Source organism: Pseudomonas salmasensis, from assembly GCF_014268375.2.
GTDB lineage: Bacteria > Pseudomonadota > Gammaproteobacteria > Pseudomonadales > Pseudomonadaceae > Aquipseudomonas > Aquipseudomonas salmasensis.
This window is the reverse complement of the sequence record NZ_CP077083.1, coordinates 5,122,677-5,138,000: the sequence shown is the minus strand read 5'-3', so window position 1 is coordinate 5,138,000 and position 15,324 is coordinate 5,122,677. Positions and strand designations below refer to the sequence as shown.

Genomic DNA, 15,324 nt, shown 5'->3' with positions numbered 1-15,324 from the left:
GCCTAATCAACCAGCCCCACCACCCGCTCAATCAACCACTGCAACCCTGCATCCCCACCCCGCCGCGTATGCCAGGCCAGCTCAAAGGCAAACGACGGGATATGAAAGGGCGGTGGCACGGCCAGCAATTGCCGAGCGTCGATATTCAATAAACCCCGGGACGACACCGTCAGAATCAAATCCGTGCCCTGGATCAACTGCGGCGCCACACCCCAATGCGGCAGGCTGATCGCCACATGGCGGCGCTCACGAATGGCCGTCAGTGCCCGTTCGATTTCCGGCGTGCCGCTGCCGCGCATCTCCAGCAGTACATGGGGGCGCGACAGGTAGGCCGGCAGGTCCAGCACCCCACTGGGCGCCAAGCTGCCGCGGTCGACCAGGCAGGTGTAATGCTCTTCGAACAGCGGCGTAGTGCGCAGTTCGGCGGGCATGTCGGGAAATACACCTGCCGCCAGGTCGAGGTCGCCATTGAGCACACCGTCGACCATGCCTTCGCGGCTGGCCTGGATGATCTGCAAGTCGATACCGGGCGCTTCCTGGCGTAGGACGCGGACCAGGCCGGGTAGGAATATCGCCGCGCTGTAGTCCGACATCGCCACGCGAAAGCGGCGCTTGGCCGAGGCCGGATCAAAACGATTCGGCGCCAATAATGCCTGCACCTGACCCAGGGCTTCGGCCAAGGGTGCCGCCAACTCCAGGGCGCGCGCGGTAGGCACCAGTGTGCCGCCCTGACGCATCAGCAGCAGGTCGCCCAGCATATCGCGCAGCCGCGCCAACGCATGGCTGACCGCCGGCTGGCTCAGGTGCAGGCGCTCGGCGGCGCGGGTGACGTGTTGCTCGCTAAGCAAGGCGTCGAGGATCACCAGCAGGTTAAGGTCGATGCGGCGCAGATCATTCATCAGCTGCATGCCCAGCATAAGAATTTGGAATTTAAATTTGCGCGACGAATAACCTAGAGTCCAGCAAAACTTCTGGGAGCGTCGAAATGACTGTGTTGCATTGGGTAGGTTTGTTGGCGCTGGCGGTGTTCGCCGGCGCGGTGGTGCCGTTTCAAAGTGCGATCAACGCCAACCTCGGGCGCGGGCTCGGCCATCCGTTGTGGGCCACCCTGGCATCGTTGCTGGTGAGCATCATCGTGCTGCTGCCGGTGATTGTGGCACTGCGTTTGCCTCTGCCAAGCCTGGCTTTTATCAGCAAGGCACCGTTGTGGATGTGGGCCGGCGGTGCCTTTGGCGTGTGTTTTATTTCATTGGCGCTAATACTGCTGCCCAAGCTTGGCGCATCAGGCTTCATCGCGTTGGCCATGGCCGGGCAGATTCTTGCCTCGTTGCTGCTGGACCACTTTGGCCTGTTCGGCCTGGTGGAACGCCAACTGACAACCTCGCGGGTACTGGGCGCGTTACTGCTGATCGGCGGCGTGGTATTGATTCAGTTCAGCGGCGCTCAGCCGCCAGGCGATTGATCTGCGCCTGCTCCACCACCGGCTGCGGCGCGCCCTGGCTGGCCGCCTGCAACATCGCACGGCCAACCGTCTCGGTGCTCACCACCCAATCCGGTTTCAACCTCCGTACAAACGAGAGCAAAGGCCCGAGCACGCTATAGAAAGATTGATACAACGGCGTCTTCGAACGCACACCGTGCAACGGCTGGATGATCCCCGGACGGAACAGATACACCGCCTTGAACGGCAAGCGCAGCAATGCATTTTCAGTCTTGCCCTTGACCCGCGCCCACATCGACTTGCCGGCTTCGGAACTGTCCGTGCCGGCGCCGGACACATAGATAAACGTCATCTGCCGATTGAGCCGCGCCAGGGTACTGGCCGCCACCAGGGTCAGGTCATAGGTGAGGTGGGTATAGCGCGCTTCTTTCATGCCCGCCGACGAAACACCGAGGCAGAAGAAGCACGCATCAAAACCTTGCAGCAGGTTTTCCAGGGGTTGGAAATCCAGCATGTCGCTGTGCAACACCTGATGCAGCTTGCCGTGTTCCTGGGTCAAGGGCGTGCGGCCCACGGCCACCACTTCCTGCACATCAGGCGCCAGCAGGCACTCGCGCAGCACACCCTGGCCGACCATGCCGGTGGCGCCGAATAACAGAACTCTCATGAAAGGACCTCAGCGGCACGCCGCACGCTTGATGCTTGAATGCATTGGGCGTGTAGCTTAACGCGTGTCGTTGAAGGCTGCCCTTATCAAAACATAGGTATCTACACAACTTTGTAAGTTGTCGCAGCCGACGGTAACCACGATGCGAAGCGAGCCGCTCTTGATCTTGCTCTTGATCTGCCTGTGATCTTGATCTCAGGCGCCCCGTTAAACCACGCTGGCCGAACGCAGGCTTGAATTCGTGGGTAACCCGGCAGGACGCCGGGTTAGCCGCCCCGCGCCATGGATGGCGCGTGGCGGCGGCCCACGGATTCAAGCCTGTGTTCGGGCACACCGAGCCTAAGCGAGGTGCCGAGTGGTGGGGCAAGAGCCCTTTGGTTACTTTGGGGCTCTTTTCCAAAGTGACCCGCCGGGCGGAACCCTAAGTGGCCGTTACCGCAGGAATGGATATGTACTCGCTATAACAGTGTCGCTTGCCAGGCCGCCTTCGCGAGCAAGCCCGCTCCCACAGTTTGATCGCGGGGCGGCAGGTAGATAAGCGTCGGCTGTCAGGGCGTCACGGGAGCAAGTCCAGCGTCGCGCCAACATTGTGTAGGTACCTATGCCTATCAAAAAGCGCTCCGAAAGATCTCCTCAATCTGACGCTGATCCGCCCGCCGAGGGTTGGTCAGCCCGCAGGCATCCTTCAGCGCATTGCTGGCCAGCAACGGAATGTCCTGCAACTTAGCGCCAAGCTCACGCAAACCCGCAGGAATTTCCACGTCCTGAGACAACCGACGAATCGCCGCAATCGCGGCCTGGGCGCCCTCCTCTACGGTGATGCCCTTGATATCTGCGCCAAGGGCCCGGCCCACGTCGCTCAAGCGTTTGGCGCAGACACTGGCGTTGAAGCTTTGTACATGGGGCAACAACACCGCGTTGCATACGCCGTGGGGCAGGTCGTACAAGCCGCCCAATTGGTGGGCCATGGCATGCACGAAACCCAGGGACGCGTTGTTGAAGGCCATGCCGGCGAGGAACTGCGCATAGGCCATGTTTTCCCGTGCGGCCTTGTCAGTGCCATCGCGGACCGCCAGGCGCAAGTTGGCGCTGATCAACTCGATGGCCTTGATCGCGCAGGCGTCGGTGATCGGTGTTGCGGCGGTGGACACGTAGGCTTCGATGGCGTGGGTCAGTGCGTCCATGCCCGTGGCGGCGGTGAGGCCCTTGGGCATGCCGACCATCAGGGCCGGGTCGTTGACCGACAGCAACGGCGTGACATTGCGGTCGACGATGGCCATTTTTACGTGGCGGCTTTCGTCGGTGATGATGCAAAAACGCGTCATCTCGCTGGCCGTGCCAGCGGTGGTATTGATGGCCACCAGCGGCAGTTGTGGCTTGCTCGATCGGTCGACGCCTTCATAGTCGCCGATACGCCCGCCGTTGGTGGCGCACAGGGCGATGCCCTTGGCGCAGTCATGGGGCGAACCGCCGCCCAGGGACACGACGAAATCGCAGGCGCTCTGTTGCAACAACGCCAGGCCTTTTTCGACGTTTTCCACGCTGGGGTTGGGCTTGGCGCCGTCGTAGATCACCGAGTCGATATCCTGCATCGCCAGCTTCTCGGCGACCATGCCAGCCACACCGGCTTTGGCCAGGCCGGCGTCGGTGACAATCAACGCCTTGCCAAAGCCGTAGTTGCGAATGGCGGTCATCGCTTCGTCGAGGCAATCGATGCCCATGATGTTGACGGCGGGGATGAAAAACGTGCTGCTCATGATCGATCCTCAAAGGCTTTATGCCGACAGAATCAACCTGTACCGCGTGGCGCATCTTGATCAGGATCAATGCCGGCTCGTGATAAAGTCAGCCCCCAGCCGAATTCGAGTAGACCCGCCGCAATGAAGGATTTCCAGGATATTGACGCCCACCTTGAAGACTGGAGTGCCCTGCGCGCTGCCGTGGACTTCAGCGGGATTCTGATCGGTAACGGCGCCAGCCGCACAATTTGGGAAGACTTCGCCTACGACTCGCTGTTCGAAAACGCCCGTACCGTCGAAGAAAAACCCCTGAGCCCATCCGAGCTCAGCGTGTTCGACGCCTTGCAAACCCGCAGTTTCGAGCAAGCCCTGGGCGCCTTGAAAACCACCAGCCGGGTCAACAAGGCCCTGGCGGTCAGCTCGGCGGCGCCGCGTAACCGCTACTACGCGATCAAGGAAGCGCTGATCAACACCATCCATACCGTGCACATTCCCTGGCGCCTGGTGCAGCCGTCGACGCTGGCGACGATCCACGCGGAACTGGCCACCTACGCCACCGTTTTCACCAGTAACTACGACTTACTCAACTACTGGGCAACCCTCTACGCACCGGGCATCGACGACCTGTTTCGCAGCGCCGACTCAAGCTTCGACCTGCGCAATACGCGCACCGACGCCACCCGCATCCTGTACCTGCACGGCGGCTTGCACCTGGTGCGCAACCTTGACGGCACGGCGCGTAAATTGCCGTCCACCGACAGCACTTTGCTCAGCAGTTTTGCCATCAATAACACGATCAAGACCCTCGACGATGTGCCGCTGTTTGTCAGTGAAGGCAAGGTGCAGGAGAAGCTCAAAAGTATCCGCAGTTCGGATTATCTGTCGTTCTGTTATGAGCAGCTGTTGAGCCATGAAGGCGCGCTGTGCATCTTCGGCCATGACTTGGGGCCGCAGGATAAACACCTGGTGGATGCTATTGGCCAGGCCAGCATCAGCACCCTGGCCATCTCGGTGTCGGGGCGCAGTGATGGGTTTATTCGTCAGCAGAAGCGGCGGTATTCGGAGCTGTTCGAGGGCAGTGGCGTAACGCTGAAATTCTTTGCGGCGCGCACGCATCCGCTGGGCAATCCGGCACTGTCAGTCCCTGTGGAACGCTGATCAAAATGTGGGAGCTGGCTTGCCTGCGATGGCGGTGGGTCAGCAACAGATTGGGCACAGATAAACCGCTATCGCAGGCAAGCCAGCTCCCACATTGACTGCATTTCGAATAATGAGAGTGGTCATTCCTCAGCGCTGTGCACCACAACCAGCAGCTGTGCCTGCACCTCTCCCACCGAGCGAATCCGGTGGGGTTTCTGCGCGTTGAAATGCAGCGCATCGCCGCGCTCCAGCAGCACGCGCTCGTTCATGAAATCCACTTCCACCTGGCCTTCATGCACGAATAAAAACTCCTCCCCCAGGTGCTCCTTGAAGGTTTTGTCGGTGAACTCCGCCGGCGGATAGATGATGAACGGTAACAGGCTGCGCTCGCTGACTTGGTGGGCCAGCACCGCATAACCCGGCGAGGTGTCGGGCCGCTCGTGGCTGCGCACCAGGCTGTAGCTGTCGAGGCTGACGTTGTCTTCGCTGAACAGCTCTTCGACCTTCACGTTCAACGCCTTGGCCAGTTTCAACGCCGCAGCGATGGATGGCGTATTAAGCCCGCGTTCGACTTTCGACAGGTAACTCTTGGTCATCCCGGATTTTTCGGCCAGGGCCTCCAGGGTCACGCCAAGTTTTTTTCTTAATATTTTCAAGCGGATAGACATGTGCTGCGGTTAATCCCTGCAGAAAGCGATGAGACAGGCTTGCCAATGACACAAAGTGTCATATAGCATCTTTAGTGTCATTTGCATTCACCCAACGACCTTGCGAGCAGCGGGCGACCAGCAAATCCGACGTCCATTGAACCACCCAAAGGACACCGATATGGCCAAGACATTAGCACTCCCAAAAGACCAACTGGTCAAGCAAGCACTGAGCCAGATGCAAAACAGCCTGGCAGATAATACGTGGACCGACCGGCAAAAGCTGGCGCTGACCTGCCGAATTCTGTTCGAGTACGGCCACGACTCCGGCCTGGCCGGGCAGATCACCGCACGCGGGCCGACGCCCGGCACCTACTACACCCAGCAACTGGGTCTGGGTTTTGATGAAATCACCGCCAGCAACCTGCTGTTGGTCAACGAAGACCTCGAAGTACTGGAAGGCCACGGCATTCCCAACCCCGCCAACCGTTTTCACACCTGGGTGTACCGCGGCCGACCGGATGTAAACTGCATCATCCACACGCACCCCACGCACATTGCCGCGCTGTCGATGCTGGAAGTGCCGCTGCAGGTGTCGCACATGGACCTTTGCCCGCTGTACGAAGACTGCGCGTTCCTGGAGGCCTGGCCCGGCGTGCCGGTGGGCAATGAAGAAGGGGAAATCATCACCACGGCCCTGGGCGACAAGCGCGCCATCCTGCTCTCGCACCACGGGCAGTTGTCCACCGGGGCCAACATCGAAGAAGCCTGCGTGATTGCGCAGTTGATCGAGCGGGCTGCCAAGTTGCAGTTGCTGGCGATGTCTGCGGGCAGCGTCAAACCGATCCTGCCGCAGCTGGGGCGCGAGGCCCATGACTGGATCTCCAAGCCCAAGCGCCACGGCGCCGCGTTCAACTATTACGCCCGGCAAAACCTGCGCAAGCACGCCGATTGCCTGAACTGATTGCCCCTTTTTCGACCGGAGTTTCCCCATGTCCAACCCAACCATTCACGGCATCATCGGCTACACCATCACCCCCTTCAGCGCCGACGGCCAACGCGTGGACCTCGACGCCCTCGGGCACTCCATCGACCGCTTGATCAACAGCGGCGTCCACGCCATCGCGCCCTTGGGCAGCACGGGCGAAGGCGCTTACCTGAGCGATGCCGAGTGGGATGAAGTCAGCGCCTACAGCATCAAGAAAGTCGCCAAGCGCGTGCCGACCATCGTCAGCGTGTCCGACCTGACCACCGCCAAAGCCGTGCGCCGCGCCCGCTACGCCGAAGAGCACGGCGCCGATGTGGTCATGGTGCTGCCGGCCTCGTACTGGAAACTCAGTGAAGCGGAAATCCTCGCCCACTATGCCGCGATCGGCGACAGCATCGGCGTGCCGATCATGCTCTACAACAACCCGGCCACCAGCGGCACCGACATGTCGGTGGAGCTGATCCTGAGGATTCTCAAGCAGGTCGAGAATGTGACCATGGTCAAGGAGAGCACTGGCGACATCCAGCGCATGCACCAGTTGAAACTGCAAAGTGACGTGCCGTTCTACAACGGCTGCAACCCGCTGGCACTGGAAGCCTTCGCGGCTGGCGCCAAAGGCTGGTGCACCGCCGCGCCAAACCTGATCCCGCAACTGAACCTGAGCCTGTATCAGGCCGTACTGGCCGATGATTTGAACAAGGCACGCGAGCTGTTCTACCGACAATTGCCCTTGCTGCAATTCATCCTCAAAGGCGGGCTGCCGGCGACGATCAAGGCCGGGTTGCGCTTGACCGGCTTGGAAGTGGGTAACCCACGCCTCCCGGTATTCCCTCTGGGCGAAGCAGGGATCGAGCAACTGAAAACACTTCTGACGTAAACACCCGCCCCCTGTAGGAGCGAGCTTGCTCGCGAAGAACGCCAACGATAACGCAGCCCATCGGGTGTTCGTGTCGCCTGTTGGTTTTTCGCGAGCGAGCTCGCTCCTACCAGAAGATGGCACTTGCATAGAGACAAATGACAATAGTTCTCGATATCATTCACGACTTTTCCAAGCCGTGCTTCGTCAAGAAGGATATCCATGTCTCGTCCCCAGCCCGACCCGTCGTCGGCCGATGCCTGTCGCGGGTTTTATGCAGACATTCTGTATTTCCTGCGTAAACGCACGGACAACGCCAGCGACGCGGCGGACATGGCCCAGGATGTGTTTACCCAGTGGCTGGGCTACCGCGACCGGGCCAAAGTTGAGCAGCCACGGGCGTTTCTGTTCCAGATGGCGCGCAATCTGCTGCGCGATCACTGGCGCAAACAGAAGGTACGGCAAACCGTTCACCCTGATCTGGCCGAAATGGATGCCGAGCCGGTCACTGACGAGCACAACGACCCCATGGCCGCCGCCCTGCGCCTGCAACGCCTGGAGCAGTTGAAAGAAGTCCTCGCCGAACTCTCGCCCCGCCGCCGAGAAGCCCTTATGCTGCACCGCTTCGAAGGCTTGAGCCAGGCGCAGATCGCAACGCGCATGGGCATCTCCACCAGCATGGTGGAAAAGCACATCGCCTTTGCCTTGCTGCACTGCAAGCGACGCCTTCAACCCGACACCGGCACGGAGCAGCCAAAATGAACCGCCCGAGCGACACAGACGCGCTGGACAGCCAAGCGAGCGATTGCATCGACGCCCAAGCCGCCAGTTGGTTTGCACGCAACCGCAACGAAGTCAGCCGCGCCGACCGTAAAGCCTTTGCCGCCTGGCAGGCAGTGCCCGCCCATGCGCGCGCCTATGCCGAATTCGAACAGCTGTGGGCCGACCTCGCCCAATTGCAACAACTGAACAAACCGTTGGCACTGCCCAAGCGCAAGCCCAGCCTCTGGCGCCCTGCCCTGGCGGTGGCCGCCGCCGTGCTCTGCGCCGTATTAGCGACCTCCATCGGCGCGCCGCGCGAGCTGTTTCACAGCCAGGTGGTCACCCAAGCCAAGGGCATGCGCACGTTGACTCTGCCCGATGGCAGTACCTTGTATGTGAATGCCAACACCCATATCCGCGTGGACTTCAGCGCCCATCATCGGGTGCTGCACCTGGACACGGGCCAGCTGTATATCGAAGTGGCCGCCGACAAGGAGCGCCCCCTTTACGTGCAAGCCGGCGAGTCGAGCGTACGGGTGGTGGGCACTGCTTTGGATGTGCGCCGCGGGCAGCAACAATTGGTGGTCAGCGTTGCCCATGGCCAGGTCGCTTTCGAGCCAAATGGCAAAAGCCCCGTCACCCTGCTCGGCGCCCAGCAGCGGGCCTCCTACACCTACGCCAAAGGCACCGTGCAACAACAAACCCTCAGCGCCGAAGAGGTCGCCGATTGGCGCAGCGGGCACTTGTCATTTCGCAATCGCGAACTGGCCAGCCTGATCGACGAGCTGAGCCTGTACCGCCCGCAGGCGTCGTTGCAGGTGAGCAAGGCCGTCGCGCAACTCAAGGTATCGGGCAACCTTGACGTGAATGACCCAGACGCCCTGCTCAAGGCATTGCCCGCGTTGTTGCCGGTGAAAACCGTGCTCTCGGCTGACGGCACTATCAGAATCGAGCCGAGCAAATAAGCCGCAACATCACACATGAGAATATTTTGCATTCGCATGTGTGGTTTTTTTTGCCTGCCCCGTCTTCCTCCTGTCTGTGTTTGATACGCACACCTTTTTGGCTACTTAGCCGCTCCGGGGGATTTCATGTTTCGCGCGCCTTGCCACGCTTCGCACCTGTTTCTTCGACCGACACTCATGGCTACGTGCCTGGCCTTGAGCCTCAGCGCCGAAGCCGAGTCGTTCAAGCTGCACCTGCCGGCCCAGTCGCTGGCCACATCCTTGAGCCAGGTGGCCCAGCAGGCGAAAATCCAGCTGCTGTTCGATGAAACCCTGCTCAAGAACGTGCAGGCGCCGGCGCTTAACGGTGACTACACCCCGGAAGTAGCCATTCGCTCCCTGCTCAAAAACGGCGAACTCATCCTGCTCAAGGTCGGCAGTACCTACGTGGTGCGCCCCGATGCGGGTAAAACCACCACAGGTGGCGCGATCCAGTTAGACACCCTGAGCGTGATCGGCACCGGCAACGAGGTGAACGCCAGCACCGTCAACCGCTCCACCCTGACCCAGGCCGACATCGACCGCTACCAGTCCAATAACATCCCCAGCCTGTTGCAGACCTTGCCCGGTGTCAGCCAGGGCGGCTCGCTGAAGCCCGGTGGCCAGACCATCAACATCCGTGGTTTCGGCGATGCCGAAGACGTACCGCTGACCGTCGACGGTGCCACCAAGACGGGCTTTGAGCGTTACCAGCAAGGCACGGTGTTTATCGAGCCCGAGCTGATCAAGCGCATCGAAGTGGAAAAAGGCCCCAACTCGCCGTTCACCGGCAATGGCGGCTTCGGCGGCACGGTCAACATGGTCACCAAGGACGCCCCCGACCTGCTCCAGGACGGCCGCAACAGCGGTGCGATGCTCAAATATGGTTACTCCAGCAACGACCATGAACAGGTCTACAGCGGTGCCGTGTATGGCCGTACCGACGATGGCCGTTTCGATGCGCTGGCCTACCTGACCCAACGCGACGGCGGCGATATGAAAGTGGCCGCCAAGTTGCCCAACGACAACAATGAGTACCCGATCAACCCCCAGCGCCTGCCCAACAGCGCCCAGGATGTGGACGGCAAACTGTTCAAGGTCAACGCGCATTTTACCGATGAGCACAGTGTCGGACTGTCGTACTCGCGCTCCCACAGCAACCGCTGGACCCCGTTTTCCGCCGCCAGCTACCCCACGCCGCCCACCCAGTTCAACATCGACCGCTACGGCTACGAAGGCGCGTTGAAGCGTTTTCTCGCCCACCGCGACACGGTCGACACCACCTGGTCGGGCAAGTATGAATACCAGCCGCTGGACAACCCGCTGGTGGACCTGACCATCAAGTACTCCCAGTCCAACACCGAGCAGACCGATGAGCGTGACGCCACGGCGTTTTTCCAGTTGGCCACCGGCGGGCGCAAGATGGACACCGCCTACACCGACAAGCTCCTGGATATCCGCAACGTCAGCCTGTTCGACACCGGCCCCTTGCAGCATGCCGTGACGGTCGGCGGGCAAATCCGCAAGCACACCCGCGAAACCGAGATGTGGATGCCCGGCGCCCTCTACAACACGCCGCGCTACAACTACGGGCACTTCCAGCCGGGCTTCATGCCCCACGGCAAAGTCGATACCAACAGTTTCTTTATCCAGGACGCGGTGACGTTGGGCGATGTGACGATCACACCGTCCCTGCGCTATGACCATGTGCGCAACCGCGGCGAAGGCAACGATGCGCCCTACTACAACAACCCCAACCCGGCAGTGGGTCACGACTACAGCGACCGCACCTACACCGGCTGGTCGCCACGCCTGGCGCTGTTCTGGACCGTGACACCGAATGTGGGGCTGTTCGCCAACTGGAGCCAGACCTGGCGCGCCCCGGTGATCGACGAACAATACGAAGTGCAGGGCGTGGGCAGCCGCACCGCCACCAGCGTCGACCTGGACCCGGAGCGCATCACCTCGATCACCCTGGGCAACATCACCAGCTTCGACAACCTGATCGCCCAGGACGATAACCTGCAACTGCGCACCACCCTGTTCCACAACAAGGTCGAGGACGAGATCTTCAAGGCCACCGGCGTAGGCTGCCAGAACCAGGCCATCAACGGCGGCAGCATCGCTTCAGCGTGCCCGCCAGGGCCGATGTCCAACTACCGCAATATCGGCAGCCTGACCATCAAGGGCGTTGAGCTCGAGTCGATCTACAACTCCACCTACCTGTTTGGCTCGGTGTCGTTCGCCTATGCCAAGGGCCAGCACCAAGGCGCCTACACCAACCCTTGGGGCCCGGACGTAGCCGCACGAGACATCCCGCCGACCAAATGGGTGCTGGTACTGGGTACCCACATCCCGGCCTGGGATGCCCAGGTGGGCTGGATGGGCCAATTCATCGGCGCCACCGACCGCCTGCCCAGCGACAAATACTCGGGCGGCCCGGGCTCCAGCATTGGCGATTTGTTCTACGACCAGTACGGCAACAAGCGCTACAACACCCAGGGCCTGTTCGCCAAATGGACACCGCAGCAGGCGTACCTCAAAGGCACCGAGGTGAACTTCACGGTGGACAACCTGTTCAACAAAAACTTCCGCCCGGCCTTGAGCGGCGACCGGGCGTACACCAAAGGGCGTGATGCGAAGATCAGCGTGACGCGGTTCTTCTAAGCACGCACGTATTCCAAATATGGAGCTGGCTTGCCTGCGATAGCCATAGGTATCTACACAACTTTTGGGCTGTAGCAGCAGACGGTAACCACGATGCGAAGCGAGTCGCTCTTGATCTTGCTCTTGATCTGCTTGTGATCTTGATCCCAGGCGCCCCGTTAAACCACGCTGGCCGGAATTCGACAGGGATTTGGGGGGGTAAACCGGCAGGGATGCCGGTTTAGCCGCCCCGCGCCATGGATGGCGCGTGGCGGCGGCCCCCCAAATCACTGGCGGATTACGGGCACACCGAGCCTAGGCGAGGTGCCGAGTGGTGGGGCAAGAGCGTTTTGCTTACTTTTGCGCTTTTCAAAAGTGAGCCGCCGTCAGGGCGGAACCCTAAGTGGCCGTTACCGCAGCAATGGATATGTACACAATCCAACTGTGTCGACTGCCAGGCCGCCTTCGCGAGCAAGCCCGCTCCCACAGTTGGATTGTGGGGTGTCAGGTGGATAGGTGTCGGCTGGCAGGCCGCCATCGCAGGCAAGCCAGCTCCCACATTTGGATCACGGAACGTCAGGTAGATATGCACTGGCCGCAGGGCCGTCACGGGAGCAATCTCCCACAGGGAACCGCGCCCATTTCAGGCCAGGTAGCCATCCCCGCGCAACAGGGTTTCCAGGCAGTGCTCAGTGATGTGGTAGAACGCCTTGAGCTCCTGGATTTTCGCCAATAGCTGCGCGCTGTCCACAGGCTCGGCACGTTTGACCGCCAGGATCATCTTGTTCTTGTTAGTGTGTTCCAACGAGATGAACTCAAACACCTTGGTCTCATAGCCACAGGCTTCAAGGAACAACGCACGCAGGCTGTCGGTGACCATTTCCGCCTGCTGGCCCAGGTGCAGGCCGTATTGCAGCATCGGTTTGAGCAGCGCCGGGCTCTGGATCTGCAGGCGGATCTGTTTGTGGCAGCACGGCGAGCACATGATGATCGACGCGCCGGAACGGATGCCGGTGTGGATCGCATAGTCGGTAGCGATATCGCAGGCATGCAAGGCAATCATCACGTCCAGCTCACTGGGCGCCACGCTGCGCACATCGCCGCATTTGAACACCAGCCCCGGGTGCTCCAGGCGTGCGGCGGCGCTGTTGCACAGGGTGACCATTTCTTCACGCAACTCGACACCGGTGACCTCGCCCTCGGCCTTGAGGGTATTGCGCAGGTAATCGTGAATGGCGAAGGTCAGGTAGCCCTTGCCCGAGCCGAAATCGGCGACACGCACCGGGCGGTCGAGCTGCAATGGCGACGACGTCAGCGCATGGCTGAACACTTCGATGAACTTGTTGATCTGCTTCCACTTGCGCGACATCGAGGGGATCAGCGCCTGCTTGGCGTCGGTCACGCCCAGGTCGGCGAGGAACGGCCGGCTCAGGTCGAGGAAGCGATTTTTTTCACGGTTATGCTCGGCCGACGGCGCTTCGCGCAGTTGCTGCGGTTTGCTTTTGAACAGCGAGCTTTTGTTCTTCTTGCTGTATTCCAACTGGGCTTCGTCGGTCAGCGCCAGCAAGTGCGCGTTCTTGAACGAGCTGGGCAACAGCTCGGCAATCGCCGCCACGCCGTCGGCCGCGGGGAAGTTCTTGGTGATGTCGCGGGTCTTGTAGCGATAGACGAACGACAGGCAAGGCTGCTCCTTGACCACCACCGGCTTGATGATCAGCCGCTGCAGCTCGGCTTCCTCACCGACGTACTTGGCCAGCACCAGCTTGATAAACGCGTTCTGCGCCAAGCTTGCGCTCAACAGTTCGATGAACTGGGCATGATGATCCGGCGCAGGGCGGGCAGGTTGAGCGGTGACGGACATGAACAAAAACGCCTCGGGTAAAGAATGCCGGGCATTTTAGGCGCGATGGGGGCTCAGGGCACGGGGTTATTTGATCAACGGTCAGTCAGCTGCCCTGTGTAGGAGCGAGCTTGCTCGCGAAAAACGTCAACGATAACGCGGGTGTCCTGAATGAACGCGGCGTCGATGAGTTTTTCGCGAGCAAGCTCGCTCCTACAAAAAAGCAGTTATTCGAGTACGACCAGGCGATTGGGCAGCTCGTTACGGGTTTGGGTAACGGGCACATGCACCTTGAGCAACTCGCCACAGGCTTCAACGCAAGCGATGAACCCGGCCAGCGTCTGCCCCTGTTTCACTTGCTGGGTAAACGCCTGGACAATGGCGTCCCAATTGCTGTCATCCAGGCGCTTGGAAATCCCCTCATCCACCAGGATCTCCACATAACGCTCGGCCTCGCTGACAAAAATCAGCACCCCGGTGCTACCCACCGTGTGGTGCAGGTTCTGCTCCATAAACTGCCGCCGCGCCAGGTTGGACGCACGCCAGTGGCGTACCGAACGCGGGATCAGCCGGGTGGTGACCTTGGGCAAACGGAACACCAGGCACAGCACAATGAACGTCGCCCACTGCGCCACCAGCAAGGTGTACATGGTCAAGTAGCCCGACAGGTAATGCACCACGCCCGGCACCACCAACGCGATCAAGCTCGCCCACAACAACGGAATGTAAGCGTAGTCGTCGGCGCGCGCCGCCAGCACGGTGACCAACTCCGCGTCGGTGGTTTTCTCGACCCGGGCGATCGCTTCGGCGACTTGGCGCTGCTCGTGTTCAGTCAGTAATGCCATGGTTGTAGATGCTCTATTTTCGTTATTGTCATTACCAGCCGCCCGAAGCCCCGCCACCGCCAAAACCACCACCGCCGCCGCGGAAACCACCGCCACCGCCGCCCCCACCGCCGCCGCGTCCGCTGCTGTTGAGAATCGCCAGCAGGATGGCGCCCACCGGCAAGCCCATGCGGTTGCACAACCACAACACGCCGATCAGCAGAATAAACAGGCCGATGGAAAAGCCGGGATTATCCATGGCGAAGTTCGCATCCGCCACATGGGCCGGCACCGCCAAGGGCTCACCGCCCACCACCTGGATCATCGCGGCCACGCCGTCGCTGATGCCCTGGCTGAAATTGCCGGCCTTGAACTTGGGCAGGATCACCTGGTTGATGATCACCCAGGATTGCGCATCCGTCAGCACGCCTTCCAGGCCATACCCGACTTCGATGCGCACTTGGCGGTCATCACGGGAGACGATCAACAGCGCGCCGTTGTCCTTGCCCTTCTGGCCAATGCCCCACTGGCGGCCCAATTGATAACCGTAGTCCTCAATGGGCACGCCTTGCAGGTCGGGCACGGTGACCACCACCAGCTGGTCGCCCGAGGTCTGCTCCAGCGCCTGCAATTGCTGGGTCAGTTGCTCGCGCACCGTCGGGTCGATCATCTGCGCGCTGTCCACCACCCGCCCGGTCAGCGTCGGGAAGGTCAGCGCCGCCTGGGCCACGCCCACGCAGGCCAACAGCCACAGCGCCAGGCCTATCCGTAATAAACGCATCGACACCTCA

Annotated in this window: 14 protein-coding genes; 7 read left to right on the top strand and 7 right to left on the bottom strand. The window is 60.9% G+C overall.

All coding sequences use genetic code 11. The annotated features are described in order from the left end of the window. Nucleotides 1-2: 2 nt before the first annotated feature. A complete protein-coding gene (locus tag HU731_RS23020; protein WP_437180723.1) occupies nt 3-908 on the bottom strand; it encodes a LysR family transcriptional regulator in 906 nt (301 codons plus the stop codon). A gap of 77 nt (nt 909-985) precedes the next feature. Between HU731_RS23020 and HU731_RS23015 the strand changes: the two genes are divergently transcribed. Then, nucleotides 986-1,462, top strand: coding sequence for a DMT family transporter (locus HU731_RS23015; RefSeq protein WP_186605720.1), 477 nt, complete (start codon nt 986-988; stop codon nt 1,460-1,462). Here HU731_RS23015 and HU731_RS23010 read toward each other — a convergent pair. Beyond that, nucleotides 1,434-2,108 (bottom strand): NAD(P)H-binding protein, encoded by a 675-nt coding sequence (locus HU731_RS23010; RefSeq protein WP_186605718.1) that lies wholly within the window; start codon nt 2,106-2,108, stop codon nt 1,434-1,436. The genes HU731_RS23015 and HU731_RS23010 overlap by 29 nt on opposite strands. Before the next feature lie 608 nt (nt 2,109-2,716). Then, entirely contained in the window at nt 2,717-3,865 is a 1,149-nt protein-coding gene (yiaY, locus tag HU731_RS23005; protein WP_186605716.1) for an L-threonine dehydrogenase, read from the bottom strand. Between the two features lie 123 nt (nt 3,866-3,988). Here yiaY and HU731_RS23000 point away from each other — a divergent pair, with 123 nt between their 5' ends. Further along, complete coding sequence (locus tag HU731_RS23000) at nt 3,989-5,005, top strand: DUF4917 family protein (protein WP_186605714.1); 1,017 nt, start codon at nt 3,989-3,991, stop codon at nt 5,003-5,005. Between the two features lie 122 nt (nt 5,006-5,127). Here the strand turns inward: HU731_RS23000 and HU731_RS22995 are convergent, their stop codons facing one another. Further along, nucleotides 5,128-5,655, bottom strand: a complete 528-nt coding sequence (locus HU731_RS22995; RefSeq protein WP_032893083.1) for a helix-turn-helix domain-containing protein — start codon at nt 5,653-5,655, stop codon at nt 5,128-5,130. Nucleotides 5,656-5,815: 160 nt separating this feature from the next. Between HU731_RS22995 and HU731_RS22990 the strand changes: the two genes are divergently transcribed. From HU731_RS22990 to HU731_RS22970, 5 genes are all read left to right on the top strand, one after another. Next, nucleotides 5,816-6,598, top strand: a complete 783-nt coding sequence (locus tag HU731_RS22990; protein WP_098952481.1) for an aldolase — start codon at nt 5,816-5,818, stop codon at nt 6,596-6,598. Nucleotides 6,599-6,626: 28 nt separating this feature from the next. Further along, on the top strand, nt 6,627-7,499 hold the full coding sequence (locus tag HU731_RS22985) for a dihydrodipicolinate synthase family protein (protein WP_186605712.1): 873 nt from the start codon (nt 6,627-6,629) through the stop codon (nt 7,497-7,499). Nucleotides 7,500-7,700: 201 nt separating this feature from the next. Next, nucleotides 7,701-8,240 (top strand): RNA polymerase sigma factor, encoded by a 540-nt coding sequence (locus tag HU731_RS22980; RefSeq protein ID WP_186605710.1) that lies wholly within the window; start codon nt 7,701-7,703, stop codon nt 8,238-8,240. Further along, complete coding sequence (locus tag HU731_RS22975; RefSeq protein WP_186605708.1) at nt 8,237-9,205, top strand: FecR family protein; 969 nt, start codon at nt 8,237-8,239, stop codon at nt 9,203-9,205. Before HU731_RS22980 ends, HU731_RS22975 begins: the two co-directional genes overlap by 4 nt. A 126-nt stretch (nt 9,206-9,331) precedes the next feature. Beyond that, a complete protein-coding gene (locus HU731_RS22970; RefSeq protein WP_186605706.1) occupies nt 9,332-11,890 on the top strand; it encodes a TonB-dependent receptor in 2,559 nt (852 codons plus the stop codon). 622 nt (nt 11,891-12,512) lie between these two features. On the opposite strand, the gene HU731_RS22965 is transcribed toward HU731_RS22970, so the two are convergent. The 3 genes from HU731_RS22965 to HU731_RS28745 all read right to left on the bottom strand — a co-directional run bounded on the left by HU731_RS22965 (nt 12,513) and on the right by HU731_RS28745 (nt 15,314). After that, nucleotides 12,513-13,730, bottom strand: a complete 1,218-nt coding sequence (locus HU731_RS22965) for a class I SAM-dependent methyltransferase (protein WP_186605704.1) — start codon at nt 13,728-13,730, stop codon at nt 12,513-12,515. A 206-nt stretch (nt 13,731-13,936) separates the two neighbouring features. Then, nucleotides 13,937-14,554 (bottom strand): TPM domain-containing protein, encoded by a 618-nt coding sequence (locus tag HU731_RS22960; protein WP_032893090.1) that lies wholly within the window; start codon nt 14,552-14,554, stop codon nt 13,937-13,939. Nucleotides 14,555-14,585: 31 nt separating this feature from the next. Further along, complete coding sequence (locus HU731_RS28745; RefSeq protein WP_186605702.1) at nt 14,586-15,314, bottom strand: TPM domain-containing protein; 729 nt, start codon at nt 15,312-15,314, stop codon at nt 14,586-14,588. Between the last annotated feature and the right edge of the window lie 10 nt (nt 15,315-15,324).